This window comes from Pseudomonas sp. NY15374 (assembly GCF_048068255.1).
Taxonomy (GTDB): Bacteria; Pseudomonadota; Gammaproteobacteria; order Pseudomonadales; family Pseudomonadaceae; genus Aquipseudomonas; species Aquipseudomonas machongensis.
Genome location: NZ_JBLUPZ010000002.1, coordinates 302,957 through 324,670, shown reverse-complemented (window position 1 = coordinate 324,670; position 21,714 = coordinate 302,957). Strand labels below are relative to the sequence as shown.

The following is a 21,714-nucleotide window of genomic DNA, read 5'->3' as shown; positions in this document are numbered from 1 at the left end:
GCCGTTCTTCCGTGCCGACCGGGTCGGCCCGTATTCCAAAGGAGTGACACCATGCTGGTGATGCGCCCCGCGCAAATGGCGGATCTGAATGAAGTGCAGCGCATGGCTGCCGACAGCCCCATTGGTGTCACCTCGCTGCCCGATGACGCGGGCCGCCTGGGCGACAAGATCGCCGCCTCGGAAACCTCCTTCGCTGCCGAGGTGAGCTTCAACGGAGAAGAGAGCTATTTCTTCGTGCTTGAAGACAGCACCTCCGGCAAGCTCGCCGGCTGTTCGGCCATCGTCGCCTCGGCCGGCTATTCCGAGCCGTTCTACAGCTTTCGCAACGAAACCTTCGTGCACGCTTCGCGCGAGCTGAAGATCCACAACAAGATCCACGTTCTGTCGCTGTGCCACGACCTGACCGGCAACAGCCTGCTGACCAGCTTCTACGTATTGCCCGAGCTGGTGAACAGCGGCTTCGCCGAGCTCAATTCGCGCGGTCGCCTGCTGTTCATGGCCTCGCATCCCGAGCGTTTTGCCGACTCGGTGGTGACCGAGATCGTCGGCTACAGCGACGATCAGGGCGAGTCACCGTTCTGGGACGCCATCGGGCGCAACTTCTTCGACCTCAACTACGCCGACGCCGAGCGCCTGTGCGGGCTGAAGAGCCGGACCTTCCTCGCCGAACTGATGCCGCACTATCCGATCTACGTGCCGTTGCTGCACGACGAAGCCCAGGAAGCCATGGGCCAGGTGCACCCGCGCGCTCAGATCACCTTCGACATCCTGATGCGCGAGGGTTTCGAGACCGAGCACTACATCGACATCTTCGACGGTGGCCCGACCTTGCATGCACGCACCTCGGCGATCCGCTCGATTGCCCAGAGCCGCGTGGTGCCGGTCAGGATTGACGACACGCCAGTCAAGGGCGGGCGCCCGTACCTGGTGTGCAACGGCCAGTTGCAGGACTACCGCGCCGTGCTGCTTGAGCTGGACTGGGTGCCGGGCAAGCCGGTGGCACTGAGCAATGAAGCTGCCGACGCCCTGGGCGTCGGTGAAGGTGGCAACGTCCGTCTGGTTGCCGCCTGAGCCTGCGCGAAGCTGGCAAGCGCGATTCGCGGCAGGCAAAGGCCGCCGCACAAGGAGATAGCATGATCGTTCGTCCTGTACGCAGCAGCGATTTACCCGCGCTGATCGAATTGGCCCGCAGCACCGGTACCACCGGGCTGACCACGCTTCCTGCCAACGAGGAGCGATTGGCCCGCCGTGTCGGCTGGGCCGAGAAGAGCTTCAGTGGCGAAGCCGAGCGCGGCGACACCGACTACCTGTTCGTGCTAGAGAACGACGAAGGCCTGGTGGTCGGCATCAGCGCCATCGCCGGCGCCGTCGGTCTGCGCGAGCCTTGGTACAACTATCGGGTCGGCCTGACGGTCAGCGCCTCGCAGGAACTGAACATCTACCGCGAGATCCCGACCCTGTTCCTGGCCAACGACCTGACCGGCAACTCCGAGCTGTGCTCGCTGTTCCTGCGCAGTGACTACCGCAGCGGGCGCAATGGGCACCTGCTGTCGAAGTCGCGCATGCTGTTCATCGCCGAATTCCCTGACCTGTTTGGCAAGAAGATCATCGCCGAGATGCGTGGCATGTCCGACGCTGCCGGTCGTTCGCCGTTCTGGGAAAGCCTGGGCCGCCACTTCTTCAAGATGGAATTCAGCCAGGCCGACTACCTCACCGGCGTGGGCAACAAGTCGTTCATCGCCGAGCTGATGCCCAAGTTCCCGCTGTACACCTGTTTCCTGTCGGAGGCTGCGCGCAGCGTCATCGGGCGCGTGCACACCGACACCGAGCCTGCGCTGGCGATGCTCAAGCGCGAAGGTTTCAACTATCAAGGCTACGTCGACATCTTCGATGCCGGCCCGGCAATCGAATGCGAGACCGCGAAGATCCGAGCCGTGCGCGAGAGTGAAACCCTGGTGCTGGCGGTCGGTACGCCGGGTGACGACGCCACGCCTTACATCATCCACAACCGCAAGCGCGAAGACTGCCGTATCACCGCAGCGCCCGCGCGTCTGGCGGCCGGGACATTGGTCGTCGATCCGCAGACCGCCAAGCGCCTGCGCCTGGGCGTTGGCGATAACGTTCGCGCCGTGCCGCTGACTGCACCCCGGGAGACCCAATAATGACCACGCATTACATCGCCGGAAACTGGCAGGCCGGCCAGGGTGACGCCCTGCAATCGCTCGACCCGGTCAGCCAGGCCGTGGTCTGGCAAGGGCAGGGCGCGGCGCCTGCTCAGGTCGAAGCTGCGGTGCAGGCGGCGCGCAATGCCTTTCCAGCCTGGGCGCAACTGAGCCTGGAGGCGCGCATCGCCGTGCTCGAAGGCTTCGCCGACCAGCTCAAGGCCAACGCCGACGAACTGGCCCGCTGCATCGGTGAGGAAACCGGCAAGCCCTTGTGGGAGTCGGCCACCGAAGTCACCAGCATGGTCAACAAGGTAGCGATCTCGGTGCAGAGCTACCGCGAGCGTACCGGCGAGAAGAGCGGCCCGCTGGCCGACGCGACCGCCGTGTTGCGCCACAAGCCGCATGGCGTGGTGGCGGTGTTCGGCCCCTATAACTTCCCTGGTCACTTGCCTAACGGCCATATCGTGCCGGCGCTGCTGGCTGGCAACTGTGTCGTGTTCAAGCCCAGCGAGCTGACCCCCAAGGTCGCCGAGCTGACGGTCAAGTGCTGGATCGCCGCCGGGTTGCCGAGCGGTGTGCTCAACCTGGTGCAGGGCGCCCGTGAAACCGGTGTCGCTCTGGCGGCCAACCCGGGCATAGATGGTCTGTTCTTCACTGGTTCCAGTCGCACCGGCAACCTGCTGCACCAGCAGTTCGCCGGTCGCCCGGACAAGATCCTGGCGCTGGAAATGGGCGGCAACAATCCGCTGGTGGTCGATGAGGTCAAGGATCTGGATGCTGCGGTCTACACCATCATCCAGTCGGCGTTCATTTCGGCCGGGCAGCGTTGCACCTGTGCCCGCCGTCTTCTGGTGCCGCACGGCGCCTGGGGTGACACGCTGCTTGCGCGCCTGGTCGAGGTCAGTCGCAGCATCAGCGTCGGTGCCTTCGACCAGCAACCGGCGCCATTCATGGGCTCGGTGATTTCACTGCAGGCTGCCGGTGCCTTGCTGGCGGCGCAGTCCGAACTGCTGGCCAAGGGCGCGCAGGCGCTGCTGGAAATGACCCAGCCAAAGGCCGGCGCTGCCTTGTTGACGCCAGGCATCCTCGATGTTTCGGCAGTTGCCGACCGGCCCGACGAAGAGTTCTTCGGCCCACTGCTGCAGGTGATTCGCTACAGCGACTTTGATGCGGCGATCGATGAGGCCAACAACACCCAGTACGGCCTGGCAGCCGGGTTGCTGTCCGACTCGCGCGCTCGTTACCAGTACTTCTGGCTGCGCAGTCGCGCCGGCATCGTCAACTGGAACAAGCAACTCACCGGCGCCGCCAGCAGCGCACCGTTCGGTGGCGTGGGGGCCAGTGGCAATCACCGGGCCAGTGCCTATTATGCGGCGGACTACTGCGCCTACCCCGTGGCCTCGCTGGAGACCGCCAGCCTTGCCCTGCCGGCGACCCTGACGCCGGGCGTCACCCTATAACAACAGGTCTCGGAGCTAGCCGATGAAATCCTATGAAGTGAATTTTGATGGCCTGGTGGGGCCAACCCACAACTACGGCGGCCTCTCGTACGGCAACGTGGCCTCGCAGAGCAACAGCCAGCAGTGCTCCAACCCGCGAGAAGCGGCACGCCAGGGCCTGGCAAAAATGAAAGCCCTGATGGACATGGGCTTCAAGCAAGGTGTGCTGGCCCCGCAGGAGCGACCGGATGTGGCTGCCCTGCGCCGCCTGGGCTTCACCGGCAGCGACGCCGAGGTGATCCGCCGCGCCGCCAAGGAGGCCATGCCGCTGCTCGTCGCCAGTTGCTCGGCCTCGAGCATGTGGGTGGCCAACGCCGCCACCGTCAGCCCCAGCGCCGACACGGCGGATGGGCGGGTGCATTTCACTGCAGCCAACCTCAACTGCAAATACCACCGCAGCATCGAACACCCGACCACCAGTCGCGTGCTGGCGGCGATGTTCGCTGACGAGCAGCATTTCGCCCATCACGCGGCATTGCCGGCAGTGGCCCAGTTCGGCGACGAGGGTGCGGCCAATCACACGCGCTTCTGCCGTGCGTACGGCGAGTCGGGCGTGGAGTTCTTCGTCTATGGTCGCAGCGCCTTCGACGCGCGCTACCCGGCGCCACAGAAGTATCCGGCGCGCCAGACCCTCGAGGCCTCCCAGGCCGTGGCGCGGTTGCATGGCCTTGGCGAGGAAGGTGTGGTCTACGCTCAACAGAACCCGGCGGTGATCGACCAGGGGGTGTTCCATAACGACGTGATTTCGGTGGGTAACGGCGAGGTGCTGTTCTACCACGAGGACGCCTTCCTCGAGACCGACACGGTGCTTGGCCAGCTGCAGGCTAAACTGGCTGCAAAGGGCGGCAACTTCCAGGCCATCCGCGTGCCGCGTTCGGCAGTGACGGTGGAGGACGCGGTGCGGTCCTACCTGTTCAACAGCCAGTTGCTGTCGCGTGACGACGGTTCCATGCTGCTGGTGGTACCTGAAGAATGCCGCAACAACGAGCGCGTGTGGAGTTACCTGAGTCAGCTGACCGGCCAGCAGGGTGTGGTGAAGGAGGTCAAGGTGTTCGACCTCAAGCAGAGCATGCAGAACGGCGGTGGCCCGGCCTGCCTGCGCTTGCGCGTGGCCCTGAAGGAAACGGAACTGGCGGCGGTCAACCAAGGCGTTATCATGACCGCCCCGCTGTACGACACCCTGGTGCAGTGGGTCGACAAGCACTACCGCGACCGTCTGGGCGAAGCTGATCTTGCCGACCCGCAGTTGCTGGACGAATGCCGTACGGCACTGGATGAGTTGACCCAGATCCTGAAGTTGGGTTCGGTCTATCCGTTCCAACGCCAACCTTGATAGAGAGAATTTGCAATGTCCGACGCCCTGCGCCTGATCCTGGAAGATGAAGACGGCACCCAGCTGGAAACCTCCTGCACCCGCTTTGCGGTGGTCTGGCAAGGCAAGGAGGTGTGGATCCAGCAGGATGGCCGCGGTCAACTGCTGATCGGTGTCGATGTCGAGGAAGACGATACCGAGTACGCCAACCTGCTGCTGCGCCCGATGGCCACCAACCTGGTCAGCCTGCAGCTGGAGATGGAGCCTGCCGAGGTCGGTGAAGACGACGATCACGTGCACGGTCCGGATTGCGGTCACCACCACTAAGGAAATGCCCTATGCTCGCCCTCGGCAAACTGCTTGAGCTGACCCTGACCGATCACGAACCGGCCGAGAAGACCCAAGTGACCCCCAAGGGCGTGCGTTTGCGCTGGTTGGGGGAGGGCGCGCTGGAGGTGCGTCCGGCCGAGAGCGAAGATTGTGGGCTCGACCTGTTGTTGTCGGCCGGCATCCACGGCAACGAGACCGCGCCGATCGAGTTGCTGGAGCGGCTGCTGCATGGTGTGGCCAACGGCCAGATCAAGCCGCGTGCCAGGGTGTTGTTCCTGTTCGGCAACCCTGCGGCGATTCGCAAGGGCGAGCGCTTCATCGAGCAGGACATCAATCGCCTGTTCAACGGTCGTCACGAGCTTTCCAGTGGTTTCGAGGCGCTGCGCGCCGCGGAGCTCGAGCAGTTTGCCCGGGTGTTCTTCAGCAAGCCCGAGCGTACTCGCCTGCATTACGACCTGCACACGGCCATTCGTGGTTCGAAGATCGAGCAGTTCGCGCTGTACCCGTTCAAGGAAGGCCGCAAGCATTCACGCCGCGAACTGGCGCGCCTGGCGGCCGCCGGCATGGAGGCGGTGCTGCTGCAGAGCAAGTCGTCGATCACCTTCAGTGCTTTCACCTACGAACAACTCGACGCCGAAGCCTTCACCCTGGAGCTGGGCAAGGCCCGTCCTTTCGGGCAGAACGAGCAGGTCAATCTCGACAAGCTCGAGGAGCGGCTTGTTCAGATCATCGAGCATACCGAGCCTGAGACCGATGCCTCGCTCGATGGCCTGAAGCTGTTCAGCGTCGCCCGGGAAATCATCAAGCACAGCGACAGTTTCCACTTGCACTTGCCGGCGGATATCGAGAATTTTTCCGAGCTGAGCAAGGGCTATCTGCTGGCCGAGGACCTGGCCGAAACACGCTGGGTCGTGGAAGAGGAAGGGGCACGTATCATTTTCCCCAACCCCAAGGTCAGGAATGGCTTGCGGGCAGGGATTCTGATCGTGCCGGATTCCGGGCAGCGCCTGGAGTAGGGGTTCAAGGGTAAGTCAGCCTGGGTGGTAGGCCCAGTTCGTGTCGCAAGGCATTTTCGTTGAACGGCGCAGGATTGGTGTCGGTATCGGGCGTGCTTGGATCGTCGTCGAAATCGAACAGGGAGCCTGGGTTTTCGAGCCCGACAGCCAAGCGCTCGGAGTTGTCGTTCACGCTTCCGGTCGCAAAGTTCCAGACGTGACAGAGCTCGTGGTAGAGCATCACCAGTGATGGTGCGTCACGCCTGTGGGCCAGCGGGTTATAGCCGATTTTGCAGTTCAGGATGCGATCGCCTCGCATGCCGTTTCGGATTGTCGGATCGCCTTGGGCGGGATCAAATCCAGCATAAGCATTGTCCAGTTCCGGGATCGACTTGATGGCGACCTTCACCTTGTGCGCCACCAACTGCTCCAGAAGCCCCGAGGCACTCGGGCTGGCCCGCAGCATCACCAACTGGCGCCTGACTTTGTCGGTGTACGCGGGATCACCCTGGATATCGAAGGTGTCGAGGTATTGCGCTGGTAGCTCCGCATCGTGTGCCTCGTAGAGCAGTGGTGCGCTGAAACCGTCCTCGACGAGAATGCTGCTGGCGTTGCCGTAGCGTCGATCGTCCAGTGGCCCTGTGGACAGGCGATTGTTGCCGGCAAAGGCCTCGATGGTCGCATTGCCCGCATTGACCCTGACGACGTCGTCGCCAGCGCCGGCATACAACGTGCTGTGGCCAGCGGCGCTGTGCAGGGCGTCGTTGCCCTTGCCGCCATCGATTTCTGCTTGCCGAACCCCTTCTACCACGACGTGGTCATCGCCGGCCCCGGCGTCAATGATCACCGAGCCGGCATTCAGGGGCTGGCCACCAGGAGGCAATTGGCCCTCGATCCGGATTCTGTCGTTGCCCTCGCCGGTCTCGATCACGATGCGGCTGTCGAGGGTGGACTCGACGAATACGTTGTCATCGCCGGCGCCAGTACGAATATGCAGCATCTCTGTTTTTGCCAGGGCCAGCGTGTAGCGGGTAGCTTCGATGCGCAGCACGATGCCTTCGGGGCTTGGATGAACCGACAGTTCGGTGTCTGGGGCCAGTGCTTCGATCAGCAGCGTGTGGTCATGGCGACTGATCGCCAGTGGGCCGCTTCTGTAGGGTAGTTGTTGTCTCAGCACAAGGCCGGAAGGGGTGTGGATCATGAGGTCTTCGGGCGCCATGGGCGTCTCCTTTCGTAGGGGAGGCTGCATTCTGGCGTTCGCTTGGTGGTTCCAGTGGTACTCCTATACCGCCTGAATCGTAAGTATGAGGCGGATGACAGGGATTTAATTTGCCGCCTATTCCCTTTTCCTTTCCCCTGGGCGGTAATTGGCTTGTCAGTGACGAAAGCTCCGATTTAGCATCCGCTCATGTCGTTTTTACCTGTTTGCAGCGGAAAAACTGTCCGTTTGCCGGTTTCCATCGCATAAACACACTGCACCTCGATTGCAGGACCGATATAATGCGGCCCTTTGCCGTCGTTTCGTCGATCCGACGCGTTAGCCAAAACGGCCGCCGTTTCCGTGGAAGAACCTATGAAAAGCGCAGAAATCCGTGAAGCCTTCCTTCGCTTCTTCGAAGAGCAGGGACATACCCGAGTCGCCTCCAGTTCGCTGATCCCGAACAACGACCCAACCCTGCTGTTCACCAACGCAGGCATGAACCAGTTCAAGGACTGCTTCCTGGGCGCCGAGAAGCGCGCCTACACGCGCGCTGTCAGCAGCCAGAAGTGCGTGCGCGCCGGTGGCAAGCACAACGACCTGGAAAACGTCGGCTACACCGCGCGTCACCACACTTTCTTCGAGATGCTGGGTAACTTCAGCTTCGGTGACTATTTCAAGCGTGACGCGATCACCTTCGCCTGGACCTTCCTGACCTCCGACAAGTGGCTGAACCTGCCCAAGGAGAAACTCTGGGTCACTGTCTACGCCAGCGACGACGAAGCCTACGACATCTGGACCAAGGAAGTCGGCGTGCCGGCCGAGCGCATGGTGCGCATCGGTGACAACAAAGGCGCCCCGTACGCTTCCGACAACTTCTGGACCATGGGTGATACCGGCCCTTGCGGTCCGTGCACCGAGATCTTCTACGACCACGGCGCCGACATCTGGGGTGGCCCACCCGGCTCGCCGGAAGAAGACGGCGACCGCTACATCGAGATCTGGAACAACGTCTTCATGCAGTTCAACCGCACTGCTGACGGTGTCCTGCACCCGTTGCCCGCCCCGTCGGTGGACACCGGCATGGGCCTTGAGCGCATCAGTGCGGTGATGCAGCACGTGCACTCGAACTACGAGATCGACCTGTTCCAGAGTCTGCTCGATGCCGCAGCCCAGGCCATCGGTTGCCGCAACGAAGCGCAGTCGTCGCTGAAAGTGGTCGCCGACCACATCCGTTCCTGCGGCTTCCTGATCGCCGACGGCGTGCTGCCTTCCAACGAGGGCCGTGGCTATGTGCTGCGCCGCATCATTCGTCGCGCCTGCCGCCATGGCAACAAACTTGGCGCCAAGGGCAGCTTCTTCCACAAGGTCGTGGCCGCACTGGTCAGCGAGATGGGTGAAGCCTTCCCCGAGCTCAAGAGCCAGCAGGCGCACATCGAGCGCGTGCTCAAGACCGAAGAAGAGCAGTTCGCCAAGACTCTCGAGCAGGGCCTGCGCATCCTCGAACAGGACCTGGCGCAGTTGCAGGGCACGGTCGTGCCGGGCGACGTGGTGTTCAAGCTGTACGACACCTATGGCTTCCCCATGGACCTGACCGCCGACATCGCCCGCGAGCGTGAGCTGACCATCGACGAAGCCGGCTTCGAGCGCGAGATGGACGCCCAGCGCGAGCGCGCCCGCTCGGCCAGCGCCTTCGGCATGGACTACAACAGCCTGGTCAAGGTCGATACCGCCACCGATTTCCTCGGATACAGCAGCACCGAAGGTCAAGGCAAGATCATCGCCCTGTACAAGGATGGCCAGTCGGTCGACCAGTTGGGCGAAGGCGAGGAGGGCGTGGTCGTCCTGGATCGCACGCCGTTCTACGCCGAATCCGGCGGCCAGGTCGGTGACAGTGGCTACCTGCAGGCTGGCGGTGCGCGCTTCGATGTGCGCGACACCACCAAGACCGGTGGCGCCTTCCTGCACCACGGCGTGGTGGCCAGCGGCGCGCTGCTGATTGGCGCCCCGGTCGAGGCCCGCGTGGATGCCGATGTGCAGCACGCCACCTCGCTGAACCACTCAGCGACTCACCTGCTGCACGCTGCTCTGCGTGAAGTGCTGGGCGAGCACGTCCAGCAGAAGGGCTCGCTGGTCGACAGCCAGCGCCTGCGCTTCGACTTCAGCCACTTCGAGGCGGTGACGCCTGCGCAGATCAAGGCACTCGAAGACATCGTAAACCGCGAAGTGCGCAAGAACTCCGCGGTCGAAACCATCGAGACCGATATCGAGACCGCCAAGCGCAAAGGCGCCATGGCGCTGTTCGGTGAGAAATACGGCGACACCGTGCGCGTACTGAGCATGGGCGGTGATTTCTCGGTAGAGCTGTGCGGCGGCATCCACGCCAAGCGCACCGGCGATATCAGCCTGTTCAAGATTATCAGTGAAGGTGGCGTAGCCTCCGGTGTGCGTCGTATCGAGGCGATCACCGGTGCTGCGGCGCTGGCCTACCTGAACGCTGCCGAAGAGCAGGTCAAGGAGGCGGCGCAACTGGTCAAGGGTAACCGCGACAACCTGATCGACAAGCTGTCGGCTGTGCTCGAGCGCAACCGTCAGCTGGAGAAGCAGCTCGAGCAGCTGCAGGCCAAGGCCGCCAGCGCCGCAGGGGACGATCTCTCCAGTGCGGCCGTTGAGGTCAAGGGTGCCAAGGTGCTTGCCGCTCGCCTGGATGGGCAGGATGGCAAGGCGCTGCTGGCGCTCGTCGATCAGCTGAAGAACAAGCTCGGCCATGCAGTGATCCTGCTGGGCAGCGAGCATGAGGGCAAGGTCGTGCTGGTGGCCGGCGTGACCAAAGACCTCTCCAGCCAACTCAAGGCTGGCGACCTGATGAAGCAGGCCGCTGCGGCGGTGGGCGGAAAGGGCGGTGGTCGTCCGGACATGGCCCAGGGTGGTGGCGTCGACGTCGCTGCGCTGGATCAGGCCCTGGCACTGGCCGTGCCGTTCGCCGAGCAGGGGCTTTGAGATGACGCGCCCCGCAGTCTGGTTGCGGGGCGCGTCAGGAAGGATTGTTTACTGGGTGCCCTTCGTGGGCTGAGGCACTTTGAAATGGCGTTGATCGTACAGAAATTTGGCGGCACCTCCGTTGGCTCTATCGAGCGGATCGAGCAGGTGGCCGACAAGGTCAAGAAACACCGCGAGGCAGGCGATGACCTGGTGGTTGTGCTGTCGGCCATGAGCGGGGAAACCAACCGCTTGATCGACCTGGCCAAGCAGGTGTCCGATCAGCTGGTTCCGCGTGAACTGGATGTGATCGTCTCGACCGGCGAGCAGGTGACCATTGCGCTGCTGGCCATGGCGCTGATCAAGCGTGGCGTGCCGGCGGTGTCCTACACCGGCAACCAGGTGCGCATCCTGACCGACAGCGCGCACAACAAGGCGCGCATCCTGCAGATCGATGACCAGAAGATCCGCGCCGACCTCAAGGCTGGCACCGTGGTCGTGGTCGCAGGTTTCCAGGGCGTCGACGAGCACGGCAACATCACCACCCTCGGGCGTGGTGGTTCCGACACGACCGGTGTTGCCCTGGCGGCAGCGCTGGGGGCCGACGAATGTCAGATCTACACCGATGTCGATGGCGTCTATACCACCGATCCACGTGTGGTACCGCAGGCCCGTCGCCTGGAGAAGATCACCTTTGAAGAGATGCTGGAAATGGCCAGCCTCGGTTCCAAGGTGCTGCAGATCCGTTCGGTGGAGTTCGCCGGCAAATACAACGTTCCGCTGCGCGTGCTGCACAGCTTCAAGGAGGGTCCGGGTACCCTCATTACCATCGATGAAGAGGAATCCATGGAACAGCCGATCATTTCCGGTATCGCCTTCAACCGTGATGAGGCCAAGCTGACCATTCGTGGCGTGCCGGACACCCCGGGCGTTGCTTTCAAGATCCTCGGCCCGATCAGCGCCGCGAACATCGAAGTCGACATGATCGTGCAGAACGTCTCGCACGATAACACCACCGACTTCACCTTCACCGTGCACCGCAACGAGTACGAAAAGGCTCTGAGCGTGCTGGAGAACACCGCCCGTGAAATCGGTGCGCGTGAAGTGATCGGCGATACCAAGATCGCCAAGGTGTCGATCGTTGGCGTCGGCATGCGCTCCCACGCGGGCGTGGCCAGCCGTATGTTCGAGGCCCTGGCCAAGGAGAGCATCAACATCCAGATGATCTCCACTTCCGAGATCAAGGTGTCGGTGGTGATCGAAGAGAAGTACCTGGAGCTGGCCGTACGCGCGCTGCACACCGCGTTCGAGCTCGATGCGCCTGCCCGACAGAGCGAGTGACGCATTGCCCCGGGGGGCGCGGCTTTGGCCGCGCCCTTCGCGTTTCTGGCTGTCATGCGGGTTACTGTCCTTTCCTGCCTGACAGCCGATAAGGAGGGCTGGGCCTTCGTCCCGACCCGCCCTCTGTTTCCAACAGACTGTTGTCCCTGAATGAACTGCGTGAGGAGAAAGCTATGTTGATTCTGACTCGTCGGTGCGCCGAGAGCCTGATCATTGGTGACGGTGAAATCACCGTGACGGTCCTGGGTGTCAAAGGCAACCAGGTACGAATCGGTGTGAGTGCCCCTAAGGAAGTGGCTGTTCACCGCGAGGAAATCTACCTGCGGATCAAGAAAGAGAAGGACGAAGAACCAACCCTTTAATTTTTTTGAAGTTTTTTTCAAAAAAGGGTTTGCAAACGGGGAGGGGTCTGGTTAATATACGCCCCGTGTTGCGGTGAGGTGGCCGAGTGGCCGAAGGCGCTCCCCTGCTAAGGGAGTATACCTCATAAGGGTATCGGGGGTTCGAATCCCCCCTTCACCGCCATTCTTCGTGTAGGGCGCTGTAACTGGTCAAAATGCTTAAGTCGTTGAAATTAAACGAAAAAGTACTTGGCAAAACGGTTTAGCGAACTATAATGCGCGGCAAGACACGGACTCATAGCTCAGCTGGATAGAGTACTCGGCTACGAACCGAGCGGTCGGAGGTTCGAATCCTCCTGAGTCCGCCATACAATGAGGCGGTTTTCTTTGGAAGACGCATCATTTCACCAGTGGTAATCTGGTCTAAAAGTACCATCGACGGACTCATAGCTCAGCTGGATAGAGTACTCGGCTACGAACCGAGCGGTCGGAGGTTCGAATCCTCCTGAGTCCGCCACTTTCTGAAGTGGCTTTGCTTGTCGAGAAATCTTCAAGAAGAGAAGCTTCAAAAACCAGTGGTAATCTGGTCTAAAACTACCACCACGGACTCATAGCTCAGCTGGATAGAGTACTCGGCTACGAACCGAGCGGTCGGAGGTTCGAATCCTCCTGAGTCCGCCACACCAAAAAGCCCGCTCCTGTAGCGGGCTTTTTCTTTTCTGCCGTTCACGAATCTGTCAGTGCAACGCGGCTAGACTCCGTATAAACCCCTGCTGCACGTCGATGTGCTTTTTCGCTGTTGTCCGCCGTCGCGCTGTTGGCTTCGAGCGTTGTCACAGCTTTATCGCGCAAACGATTGTTCCAGCCAAAAATTTAAGCGATCAGACAGCTTGAGCAGTGTATGATTGCGCCCGTCAGCCCCGCCGGGGCTTGTGGAATACCACCATGGACTTACCCAGTAGTTACCCCTTAATCCGCTTTATCAAGCCAGATCTGACCGATTGATTCTCCCGGCGTGCTCCGCTGCTGGGAGTGGAGTTCGCCTATGACCGAAGTCGAAGTAAAGAAAGTCCAAGAGAGCCTGCAGGATCGCCTCGCCCAGGTGATCGAGCTACTGCAGCGCCAGCGCGTCGTTGAGGACCTGACTCATCGTCAGGAGGGTCAGCACAACGACCTGGTGGAAAACCTCGTCCACCGCCAGAACCTGGTCGAGCTGCAACGCAAGCTCGATGATCTGCACCCCGCCGACATCGCCTATATCCTCGAAGCCTTGCCCCTGGAAGATCGTCTGACGGTCTGGCAGCTGGTGCGCTCGGATCGTGACGGCGACATCCTTCTCGAAGTTTCCGACGCCGTACGTCAGACGTTGATCGCCGACATGGACGATCACGAGCTGCTGGCTGCGGCCAAGGAAATGGACGCAGACGAACTGGCTGACCTGGCGCCTGAGCTGCCGCGTGACGTTGTCCATGAGCTGATGGAAAGCCTCGATGCCCAGCAGCGTGAGCGCGTGCGTTCGGCCCTGAGCTACGACGAGGAGCAGGTCGGTGCGCTGATGGACTTCGAGATGGTCACCATCCGCGAAGACGTCAGCCTGGAAGTGGTACTGCGTTACCTGCGTCGGCTCAAGGAGCTGCCGGGGCACACCGACAAGCTGTTCGTGGTCGATTACGACGGCATTCTGAAGGGTGTGCTGCCGATCAAGCGTCTGCTGGTCAACGACCCGGACAAGAAGGTGGCGGAGGTCATGGCGACTGACCCTGTCAGCTTCACGCCCGAGGAAGATGCCTACGATGCTGCGCAAGCATTCGAACGTTATGACCTGGTTTCTGCACCGGTGGTCGACAAGAGCAATCGCCTCATCGGCCGTCTGACCATCGACGAGATGGTTGACCTGATTCGTGAAGAGAGCGAAAGCGAAGTGCTCAACATGGCCGGCCTGCGCGAGGAAGAAGATATCTTCGCCTCGGTCTGGCGTTCGCTGCGCAACCGTTGGGCGTGGCTGGCGATCAACCTGATCACCGCCTTCGTCGCCTCGCGGGTGATCGGACTGTTCGAAGGGTCGATCGAAAAGCTGGTAGCGCTTGCGGCGCTGATGCCTATCGTCGCCGGTATCGGTGGTAACTCGGGTAACCAGACCATCACCATGATCGTGCGCGCCATGGCGCTGGACCAGGTATCGCCGGGCAACACCCGTCGTCTGATGCGCAAGGAGCTGGCGGTATCGCTGATCAACGGCCTGATCTGGGGCGGGGTGATCGGGGTAGTGGCGTTCCTGCTCTATGGCAGTTGGTCGCTGGGTGTGGTGATGACTGCGGCCATGACCCTGAACCTGCTGCTGGCGGCGTTGATGGGGGTATTGATCCCCATGACACTGGTGCGCCTGGGGCGCGACCCGGCGATGGGTTCGAGCGTGATGATCACTGCCGTAACCGACAGCGGCGGCTTCTTCATCTTCCTTGGCCTGGCGACACTGTTCCTGCTCTGACGGATTCAGCTCAAACGAAAAAAGCCAGCTTGCGCTGGCTTTTTTCGTGGGCGTTGGAAGCCTCAGGAAGCGTCGGCAGCCATTTCCACATCGTGAGCGATGAGGGCGACCAGCGCATTCTGCTGGCGATGGGTCAGTTGACGGAAGCGTTGCAGCAATTCGCGTTCGTGCAGGGACAGCTCAGGGCTGTCCAGGCGCATGCTCAGCTCGTCGCCCAGTGCACCTTCCTGGATGAGACTTTGCTCCAGGCGGGCGATGATCTCGGAGTTCATGCTGCGGTGATGGTTGCGCGCTACCTCGGCAATGCGCTCACGCATCCCGTCAGGCAGGCGGACGACGAACTTGTCAGCAGTGCGGCTGGAGTAGATAGCCTGTTTCATTGGGCGCATATAAATTGACCGGTTGTTCTGGTTCAGGGGAAGCGGTTCTCAAATTGGCCGCACGGTAGTGGGTTCGACCGTCGCGACGACAAAATGTTCAACCGTGATGTGATTTTGGATGCTCATCTTGCCTCATGGTCGCCGTTTCCTTGGCGTCAATTCTGTGACAAATAGTGATCCGGGTAAAGGCTTTATGCCAGTACCAATTATCAGAAATGAGTACTGGTTTGAAAAGTTTTACTCTTTCCCGTCTCGCCCTGTTGTCAGGCCTTTGCTGTCAAAATCTTGTAAAGTTCGACAAGACCTGGGGAAAATCATCAAACCCGCAAGATTTCCCTATCCATGAGCATAGTGGCTATGCAACATGACGCAAGCGTTCCCCATCAGGCCGAAGCGCCCGACGTTGACGTTTTGACCGTGCCTGCGCAAAAAATTCCCTGGCGATGCCATTAATATGCAATTGAATCGCCTCGCAGCTTGGAGACGGTGAGAAATCGCGGAAAGGGACTACGTGGAAATGCCAGCATTGGGCATGACAAACGGTCGAGCGCTGGTTACCATGCTCGCCGCCGACAGCCTGCGCCGCGTCGGGTGGCTTCTCCAACCCACTGAATTTGCGTAGAATGCGCGCCGTGATGTCCCCTTAGTTCAACGGATAGAACAAGCCCCTCCTAAGGGCTAGATGCTGGTTCGATTCCAGCAGGGGACACATCCTTCCTTTCTCGCCTTTCCCTCCCTCTCGCTTACCACTGCTATCCGGTGATTCGGCTGCAGGCGTTTTTGCCTGCGCAGCAGCCTGCCGTGATGGCCAGCGTTGCACCGGCCATCGCGGTCAAGCCACTCAGACGGACTGCGCCTTTTCCTTGTCTTCCTGCTGCTTGCTGGTCTCACTCCCCTGGGCCATGTCGGCCGTGCTGGCTGCTGCGCGTTCAGCCTGTTGTTGCAGCTTGGCCTGGGTCTTGAGTTCGACGTCTTCCTTCATGCGTTGGGCGATCTGCTCGTCGATCTTCTGTTTCTTCTCGGGAGGCAAGGCGTTGTAGTCCTCCTCGGTCATGCCGAGCTCCTGCAGGATCTTCTCCTTGATCTTTTCCGCTGGCGACTTGGACATGTAGTCGCGGAACTCCTGCAGCGCATTGCTGGCTGCAGGTTTCGACGAACTGGCCTGCTGGCGTGCGCCAATGTCAGGGTTCTGCAGGGCCACCTTGAGCTTGGCGAAAGCTTCCTGACGAGCGTCTTCGGCATTCTGCTGCGAGGTACTGCCTTGATTGTTCTGCTGCGCTGCTGTGTTGCTGGTGGTCATTGCCTGACGCTGCGGCATGAAATCGGCCTGCACAGCGTCATGGTTGACCCGGCTTGGCTGCTGCAATGCAGTCTGCCAGCCCAGCCCGTTGAGGCTGATCATCATGTGTTTCCTCCTTGGATGGTAATCGCGTTGTGCAAGGGGCAAAACCTGTGCCATTTGGCTCAAGCCAAGCGTGGCGGGGGGTGTAGCCGAGCAACAGGTACCACCTGGGCAGCGGATTGCCCATCGAAGGAAGCGCATTGCCGGTATCGGCAACAGCCGCTGTTGCAAAAAAAGACCCGCAGCACCCCAAGGCGCTGCGGGTCAAAACGGCCAACGCCGCTTCAGTGCTGATCAGATATGCAAGGCATGCCCCAAAGCTCGCAATGCCGCTTCCTGCACGGCCTCGCCCAAGGTCGGGTGGGCATGGATGGTGCCGGCCACGTCTTCCAGCCGCGCGCCCATTTCCAACGATTGGGCGAAGGCTGTGGACAGTTCGGAAACCGCCACCCCGACGGCTTGCCAACCGAGGATCAGATGGTTGTCGCGACGTGCAACCACGCGCACGAACCCGCTTTTCGACTCAAGGCTCATGGCTCGCCCGTTGGCCGCGAAGGGGAACTGCGCAACGATGCAGTCCAGGCCTTCGGCGCTGGCCTGCTCAGGCGTCTTGCCAGCCACCACCACTTCCGGGTCGGTGAAGCACACCGCAGCAATCGCGGTGGGCTCGAAGCGGCGGGTCTTGCCGGCGATAAGTTCGGCGACCATCTCGCCCTGGGCCATCGCTCGGTGTGCGAGCATCGGTTCGCCGGCCACGTCGCCGATCGCCCAGACGTTGCGCATGCTGGTCTGGCAGCGCTCGTCGATGGCGATCGCCGTACCGTTCATCTTCAGCGCCAGGCTCTCCAGGCCAAAGCCCTGAGTGCGTGGTCGACGGCCAACGGCGACCAGTACCTGATCGGCTTCCAGGCGCAGCTGTTGGCCTGCACCGTCGCGTGCCGACAGACAGCCATGTTCATAGCCTTCGACGCTGTGTCCCAAGTGCAGTGCGATGCCAAGTTTTTTCAGCGACTCAGCCACCGGTGCGGTCAGCTCGGCGTCGTAGGTGGGCAGGATGCGATCACGCGCTTCTACCACGCTCACACGAGCACCGAGCTTGCGGTAGGCGATGCCCAGCTCCAGGCCGATATAGCCGCCGCCGACCACCACCAGGTGCTGCGGCAGGCTTTTCGGTGCCAGGGCCTCGGTAGAGGAAATCACCGGCCCGCCCAGCGGCAGCATCGGCAGCTCGACACTACTCGAGCCGGTCGCCAGCAACAGGTGTTCGCACTGGATGCGCTGGCCGTCGACCTCGACGTTCTTGCCGTCGAGGATCTTCGCCCAGCCATGGAGCACCTTCACCCCATGTTTCTTCAGCAAGGCCGCCACACCGCTGGTGAGGCGGTCGACGATGCCGTCCTTCCATTCGACGCTGCGCGCAATGTCCAGCTGCGGTGCCGAGACGCTGATGCCCAGTGCCGAGCTGTCAGCATACCGGCTGGTCTGGTGGAACTGCTCGGCCACGTGGATCAGCGCCTTGGACGGAATGCAGCCGATGTTCAGGCAAGTGCCGCCCAGTGCCTGCCCTTCGACCAGCACGGTGGGAATGCCCAGTTGCCCGGCGCGGATGGCGGCCACGTAGCCGCCGGGTCCCCCGCCGATAATCAGCAGGGTGGTATCGAGGATCTGTTGCATGCTCACTCCACGAACAGGCAGGCGGGCTGTTCCAGCAGGCCGCGCACGGCCTGGATGAACAGGGCGGCGTCCATCCCGTCGACCACGCGATGGTCGAACGAGCTGGACAGGTTCATCATCTTGCGCACCACGATCTGGCCATCGATCACCACGGGGCGCTCGACCATGCGGTTGACGCCGACGATCGCCACTTCGGGAGTGTTGACCACCGGCGTGCTGACGATACCGCCCAGGGCACCGAGGCTGGTCAGGGTGATGGTCGAGCCGGACAGCTCTTCCCGACTGGCCTTGTTGTTGCGCGCGGCATTGGCGACGCGGGCGATCTCGCTGGCGTTGCTCCACAGGCTGCCGGCTTCGGCGTGACGCAGTACTGGCACCATGAGGCCGTTGTCACCTTGGGTGGCGATACCCACGTGTACGGCGCCGTGGCGGGTGATGATCTGGGCCTCGTCGTCGTAGGTGGCGTTGATCTGCGGGAAATCGCGCAGGGCGACGACCATGGCGCGCACCAGGAAGGGCAGCAGCGTGAGCTTGCCACGGCTTTCGCCATGCTTGGCGTTGAGCTGCTGGCGCAGGGCTTCGAGCTGGGTGACGTCGATTTCCTCGACATAGCTGAAGTGCGCGACGCGGCGCTTGGCATCCTGCATGCGCTGGGCGATCTTGCGGCGCAGGCCGATCACCGGCACCTGCTCGCTGTCGGTGCGCTTGCCGTAGCCAGCTGGCGCCTGGCCGAGGGCGGTCTGCGGCTTGCTGATGAAGGCGTCGAGGTCTTCGTGCAGGATGCGCCCGGCCGGGCCGCTGCCGTGCACGTAACGCAGCTCGATGCCGGCATCCAGGGCGCGCTTGCGCACGGCAGGTGAAGCCAACGGTTTCTCATGCGCCTCGCGCGGAACGATCGGCGCGGCGGCGTGGCTCGTCGCTGGTTGCGGACGGTTTTCGGGCTGCGGCTCGACCTTCGTCTGGGCTGGCACTGGCGCTGGCGCGGCGTGCGCCTCGGCCGGCTTGGCCTGCGGTGCGTCGATGTGGTTGCCGCTGCCTTCGACTTCGATACGGATCAGCTCGCTGCCGACCGCCATGACCTCACCGGGCTGGCCACCCAGGGCCAAGACCTTGCCGCTGACCGGCGAAGGAATTTCTACCGTGGCCTTGTCGGTCATGACATCGGCCACCACCTGGTCTTCTGCGATCACATCGCCGACCTTGACGAACCATTCCACTAGCTCGACCTGCGCGATGCCTTCACCGATATCCGGCATCTTGATGACGTGCGTGCCCATTCAGACCTCCATGACCCGTTTCAATGCCGCACCTACCCGCGAAGGACCAGGGAAGTAGGCCCATTCCTGTGCGTGGGGGTAGGGGGTGTCCCAGCCGGTGACGCGCTCGATCGGCGCTTCGAGGTGATGGAAGCAATGCTCCTGGACCAGCGAAACCAGCTCGGCGCCAAACCCGCAGGTACGGGTGGCTTCGTGGACCACCACGCAACGCCCGGTCTTCTTCACCGAGGCGACGATGGTTTCCAGGTCCAGCGGCCAGAGGCTGCGCAGGTCGATGACTTCGGCGTCGACGCCGCTCTCCTCGGCGGCCACTTGGGCCACGTAGACCGTGGTGCCGTAGGTCAGCACGGTGACATCGTTGCCGGGGCGGGTGATCGCCGCCTTGTCCAGCGGCACCTTGTAGTAGCCGTCCGGCACGGCACTGTGCGGGTGCTTCGACCAGGGGGTTACCGGGCGGTCGTGGTGCCCGTCGAACGGGCCGTTGTACAAGCGCTTGGGCTCGAGGAAGATCACCGGGTCGTCGCACTCGATCGAGGCGATCAGCAGGCCCTTGGCGTCATAGGGGTTGGATGGCATCACCGTACGCAGGCCGCAGACCTGGGTGAACATCGCTTCGGGGCTCTGGCTGTGGGTCTGGCCGCCGTAGATGCCGCCGCCGCAGGGCATGCGCAGGGTCAGCGGCGAGATGAATTCGCCGGCCGAACGATAGCGCAGGCGAGCCATCTCCGAGACGATCTGGTCGGAGGCGGGGTAGAAGTAGTCGGCGAACTGGATTTCCACCACCGGGCGCAGGCCATAGGCGCCCATGCCCACGGCGGTGCCGACGATGCCGCTCTCGGAGATCGGTGCATCGAATACCCGCGACTTGCCGTACTTGGTCTGCAGGCCTTCGGTGCAGCGGAACACGCCGCCGAAATAGCCGACGTCCTGGCCGTAGACCACCACGTCGTCGTCGCGCTCGAGCATGACATCCATGGCTGAGCGCAGGGCCTGGATCATGGTCATGGTAGTGGTGGCCATGGCGGTTTCCGGGTTGATGCTGTTGTTGTGATCGTTCATTTCAAACCCCCAGTTCCTGGCGTTGCCGGCGCAGGTGATCGGGCATTTCCTTGTACACGTCCTCGAACATCGAGGCGGCGCTGGGGATATGGCCATTGGCGAGGGTGCCGAACTGTTCGGCGTCCTTCTGTGCCTTGATCACCTCGGCTTCGAGCTCGGCACTGACGGCCTGGTGCTCTTCTTCGGACCAGTGGCCGGCCTTGATCAGGTGCTGCTTGAGGCGCAGGATCGGATCGCCCAGCGGGAAGTGGCTCCAGTCGTCGGCAGGGCGGTATTTGGATGGATCATCCGAGGTGGAGTGCGGGCCGGCGCGGTAGGTGACCCATTCGATCAGCGTCGGGCCCAGGCCACGGCGGGCACGTTCGGCGGCCCAGCGCGAGGCGGCGTACACGGCGATGAAGTCGTTGCCGTCGACCCGCAGCGAGGCGATGCCGCAGCCCACGCCGCGGCCGGCGAAGGTGGTCGACTCGCCACCGGCGATGGCCTGGAAGGTGGAGATCGCCCACTGGTTGTTGACCACGTTGAGGATCACCGGGGCGCGGTAGACGTGGGCGAAGGTCAGGGCGGTGTGGAAGTCGGATTCGGCTGTGGCGCCGTCACCGATCCAGGCCGAGGCGATCTTGGTGTCACCCTTGATCGCCGACGCCATGGCCCAGCCGACCGCCTGCACGAACTGGGTCGCCAGGTTGCCACTGATGGTGAAGAAGCCCGCCTCGCGCACCGAGTACATGATCGGCAATTGGCGGCCCTTGAGCGGGTCGCGGGTGTTGGACAGCAGCTGGCAGATCATTTCCACCAGCGACACGTCGCGGGCCATCAGGATGCTCTGCTGGCGATAGGTGGGGAAGCACATGTCGGTGCGGTTCAGGGCCAATGCCTGACCGCTGCCAATGGCTTCCTCGCCCAGGCTCTGCATGTAGAAGGACATCTTCTTCTGGCGCTGGGCGACCACCATGCGGCTGTCGAAGATGCGCGTCTTGAGCATGGCGCGCATGCCCTGACGCAGCACCTGCGGGTCGATGCCTTCGGCCCAGGGGCCGACAGCATTGCCGTGCTCGTCGAGCACACGCACAAGGCTGTAGGAGAGGTCCGCAGTGTCGGCGGGCTCTACGTCGATAGGTGGTTTACGGACTTGACCGGCATCGTTCAGACGCAGGTAGGAGAAATCGGTCTGGCAGCCTGGCCGGCCTGTGGGCTCGGGCACATGCAAACGCAGGGGGGCGTACTCGTTCATGCTTTTTACGCTCGCTCGAATGTTGTTTTTGTGAGCTCTGAAGCGGCCGCCGCTGCCTACCGGCTTGTGACTGGTAGGTCAGCGTCATTTACATCTTAGA

General features: G+C 62.2%; 17 protein-coding genes and 5 tRNA genes. 15 read left to right on the top strand and 7 right to left on the bottom strand.

Going from position 1 to position 21,714, the window contains the following annotated elements; translation table 11 throughout:
- Positions 1–51 precede the first annotated feature (51 nt).
- The 6 genes from aruF (at position 52) to astE (ending at position 6,322) form a co-directional block, all read left to right on the top strand.
- Positions 52–1,071: an arginine/ornithine succinyltransferase subunit alpha gene (gene aruF, locus ACNFHO_RS05785; RefSeq protein ID WP_063545713.1), complete on the top strand. Its 1,020-nt coding sequence runs from the start codon at positions 52–54 to the stop codon at positions 1,069–1,071.
- Between the two features lie 62 nt (positions 1,072–1,133).
- The gene (gene astA, locus ACNFHO_RS05780) at positions 1,134–2,162 is read left to right on the top strand and encodes an arginine N-succinyltransferase (RefSeq protein ID WP_054891928.1); all 1,029 of its coding nucleotides are present in this window, start codon (positions 1,134–1,136) and stop codon (positions 2,160–2,162) included.
- Positions 2,159–3,625 (top strand): succinylglutamate-semialdehyde dehydrogenase, encoded by a 1,467-nt coding sequence (astD, locus tag ACNFHO_RS05775; protein WP_416765880.1) that lies wholly within the window; start codon positions 2,159–2,161, stop codon positions 3,623–3,625. The genes astA and astD overlap by 4 nt, the downstream gene beginning before the upstream one ends.
- 22 nt (positions 3,626–3,647) lie before the next feature.
- Entirely contained in the window at positions 3,648–4,997 is a 1,350-nt protein-coding gene (astB, locus tag ACNFHO_RS05770; protein WP_151925560.1) for an N-succinylarginine dihydrolase, read from the top strand.
- A gap of 15 nt (positions 4,998–5,012) precedes the next feature.
- On the top strand, positions 5,013–5,303 hold the full coding sequence (locus ACNFHO_RS05765; RefSeq protein ID WP_054891925.1) for a hypothetical protein: 291 nt from the start codon (positions 5,013–5,015) through the stop codon (positions 5,301–5,303).
- An 11-nt stretch (positions 5,304–5,314) separates the two neighbouring features.
- Positions 5,315–6,322, top strand: coding sequence for a succinylglutamate desuccinylase (astE, locus tag ACNFHO_RS05760; protein ID WP_151925561.1), 1,008 nt, complete (start codon positions 5,315–5,317; stop codon positions 6,320–6,322).
- Between the two features lie 4 nt (positions 6,323–6,326).
- Here the strand turns inward: astE and ACNFHO_RS05755 are convergent, their stop codons facing one another.
- On the bottom strand, positions 6,327–7,520 hold the full coding sequence (locus ACNFHO_RS05755) for a M91 family zinc metallopeptidase (RefSeq protein ID WP_416765583.1): 1,194 nt from the start codon (positions 7,518–7,520) through the stop codon (positions 6,327–6,329).
- 354 nt (positions 7,521–7,874) lie between these two features.
- On the opposite strand from ACNFHO_RS05755, the gene alaS reads away from it, so the two are divergent.
- From alaS to mgtE, 8 genes are all read left to right on the top strand, one after another.
- Positions 7,875–10,499: an alanine--tRNA ligase gene (gene alaS / locus ACNFHO_RS05750; RefSeq protein ID WP_414154057.1), complete on the top strand. Its 2,625-nt coding sequence runs from the start codon at positions 7,875–7,877 to the stop codon at positions 10,497–10,499.
- Positions 10,500–10,583: 84 nt separating this feature from the next.
- Complete coding sequence (locus tag ACNFHO_RS05745) at positions 10,584–11,819, top strand: aspartate kinase (protein WP_054891921.1); 1,236 nt, start codon at positions 10,584–10,586, stop codon at positions 11,817–11,819.
- Between the two features lie 173 nt (positions 11,820–11,992).
- Positions 11,993–12,181, top strand: coding sequence for a carbon storage regulator CsrA (gene csrA, locus ACNFHO_RS05740; protein ID WP_043209419.1), 189 nt, complete (start codon positions 11,993–11,995; stop codon positions 12,179–12,181).
- A gap of 72 nt (positions 12,182–12,253) precedes the next feature.
- Positions 12,254–12,344: transfer RNA gene (locus ACNFHO_RS05735), tRNA-Ser, on the top strand.
- Between the two features lie 107 nt (positions 12,345–12,451).
- Positions 12,452–12,528, top strand: a tRNA-Arg gene (locus tag ACNFHO_RS05730).
- Positions 12,529–12,600: 72 nt separating this feature from the next.
- A tRNA-Arg gene (locus ACNFHO_RS05725) sits at positions 12,601–12,677 on the top strand.
- Positions 12,678–12,764: 87 nt separating this feature from the next.
- Positions 12,765–12,841: transfer RNA gene (locus tag ACNFHO_RS05720), tRNA-Arg, on the top strand.
- Between the two features lie 364 nt (positions 12,842–13,205).
- Positions 13,206–14,648 carry a magnesium transporter gene (gene mgtE / locus ACNFHO_RS05715; RefSeq protein WP_054891920.1) on the top strand — a complete coding sequence of 481 codons (1,443 nt, stop codon included), beginning with the start codon at positions 13,206–13,208 and terminating at the stop codon, positions 14,646–14,648.
- A gap of 62 nt (positions 14,649–14,710) precedes the next feature.
- On the opposite strand, the gene ACNFHO_RS05710 is transcribed toward mgtE, so the two are convergent.
- Positions 14,711–15,037 carry an Arc family DNA-binding protein gene (locus ACNFHO_RS05710; protein WP_029613963.1) on the bottom strand — a complete coding sequence of 109 codons (327 nt, stop codon included), beginning with the start codon at positions 15,035–15,037 and terminating at the stop codon, positions 14,711–14,713.
- A gap of 628 nt (positions 15,038–15,665) precedes the next feature.
- Between ACNFHO_RS05710 and ACNFHO_RS05705 the strand changes: the two genes are divergently transcribed.
- Positions 15,666–15,737: transfer RNA gene (locus tag ACNFHO_RS05705), tRNA-Arg, on the top strand.
- A gap of 132 nt (positions 15,738–15,869) precedes the next feature.
- Here ACNFHO_RS05705 and ACNFHO_RS05700 read toward each other — a convergent pair.
- The 5 genes from ACNFHO_RS05700 to ACNFHO_RS05680 form a co-directional block, all read right to left on the bottom strand.
- The gene (locus ACNFHO_RS05700; RefSeq protein WP_416765581.1) at positions 15,870–16,433 is read right to left on the bottom strand and encodes a hypothetical protein; all 564 of its coding nucleotides are present in this window, start codon (positions 16,431–16,433) and stop codon (positions 15,870–15,872) included.
- Positions 16,434–16,664: 231 nt separating this feature from the next.
- Positions 16,665–18,044, bottom strand: coding sequence for a dihydrolipoyl dehydrogenase (gene lpdA / locus ACNFHO_RS05695; protein WP_063545706.1), 1,380 nt, complete (start codon positions 18,042–18,044; stop codon positions 16,665–16,667).
- Positions 18,045–18,046: 2 nt separating this feature from the next.
- A complete protein-coding gene (locus ACNFHO_RS05690) occupies positions 18,047–19,321 on the bottom strand; it encodes a dihydrolipoamide acetyltransferase family protein (protein WP_416765579.1) in 1,275 nt (424 codons plus the stop codon).
- Positions 19,322–20,380: an alpha-ketoacid dehydrogenase subunit beta gene (locus tag ACNFHO_RS05685; protein ID WP_054891917.1), complete on the bottom strand. Its 1,059-nt coding sequence runs from the start codon at positions 20,378–20,380 to the stop codon at positions 19,322–19,324. It lies immediately after the preceding gene.
- 1 nt (position 20,381) lies between these two features.
- Entirely contained in the window at positions 20,382–21,614 is a 1,233-nt protein-coding gene (locus ACNFHO_RS05680) for a 3-methyl-2-oxobutanoate dehydrogenase (2-methylpropanoyl-transferring) subunit alpha (RefSeq protein WP_063545704.1), read from the bottom strand.
- Positions 21,615–21,714: the final 100 nt, after the last annotated feature.

Bases quoted from the DNA above. Each gene is read 5' to 3' on its own strand.
- aruF (WP_063545713.1), top strand. From the start codon at position 52: ATGCTGGTGATGCGCCCCGCGCAAATGGCGGATCTGAATGAAGTGCAG.
- astA (WP_054891928.1), top strand. From the start codon at position 1,134: ATGATCGTTCGTCCTGTACGCAGCAGCGATTTACCCGCGCTGATCGAA.
- astB (WP_151925560.1), top strand. From the start codon at position 3,648: ATGAAATCCTATGAAGTGAATTTTGATGGCCTGGTGGGGCCAACCCAC.
- ACNFHO_RS05765 (WP_054891925.1), top strand. From the start codon at position 5,013: ATGTCCGACGCCCTGCGCCTGATCCTGGAAGATGAAGACGGCACCCAG.
- astE (WP_151925561.1), top strand. From the start codon at position 5,315: ATGCTCGCCCTCGGCAAACTGCTTGAGCTGACCCTGACCGATCACGAA.
- ACNFHO_RS05755 (WP_416765583.1), bottom strand. From the start codon at position 7,520: ATGGCGCCCGAAGACCTCATGATCCACACCCCTTCCGGCCTTGTGCTG.
- alaS (WP_414154057.1), top strand. From the start codon at position 7,875: ATGAAAAGCGCAGAAATCCGTGAAGCCTTCCTTCGCTTCTTCGAAGAG.
- ACNFHO_RS05745 (WP_054891921.1), top strand. From the start codon at position 10,584: ATGGCGTTGATCGTACAGAAATTTGGCGGCACCTCCGTTGGCTCTATC.
- csrA (WP_043209419.1), top strand. From the start codon at position 11,993: ATGTTGATTCTGACTCGTCGGTGCGCCGAGAGCCTGATCATTGGTGAC.
- mgtE (WP_054891920.1), top strand. From the start codon at position 13,206: ATGACCGAAGTCGAAGTAAAGAAAGTCCAAGAGAGCCTGCAGGATCGC.
- ACNFHO_RS05710 (WP_029613963.1), bottom strand. From the start codon at position 15,037: ATGCGCCCAATGAAACAGGCTATCTACTCCAGCCGCACTGCTGACAAG.
- ACNFHO_RS05700 (WP_416765581.1), bottom strand. From the start codon at position 16,433: ATGATGATCAGCCTCAACGGGCTGGGCTGGCAGACTGCATTGCAGCAG.
- lpdA (WP_063545706.1), bottom strand. From the start codon at position 18,044: ATGCAACAGATCCTCGATACCACCCTGCTGATTATCGGCGGGGGACCC.
- ACNFHO_RS05690 (WP_416765579.1), bottom strand. From the start codon at position 19,321: ATGGGCACGCACGTCATCAAGATGCCGGATATCGGTGAAGGCATCGCG.
- ACNFHO_RS05685 (WP_054891917.1), bottom strand. From the start codon at position 20,380: ATGAACGATCACAACAACAGCATCAACCCGGAAACCGCCATGGCCACC.
- ACNFHO_RS05680 (WP_063545704.1), bottom strand. From the start codon at position 21,614: ATGAACGAGTACGCCCCCCTGCGTTTGCATGTGCCCGAGCCCACAGGC.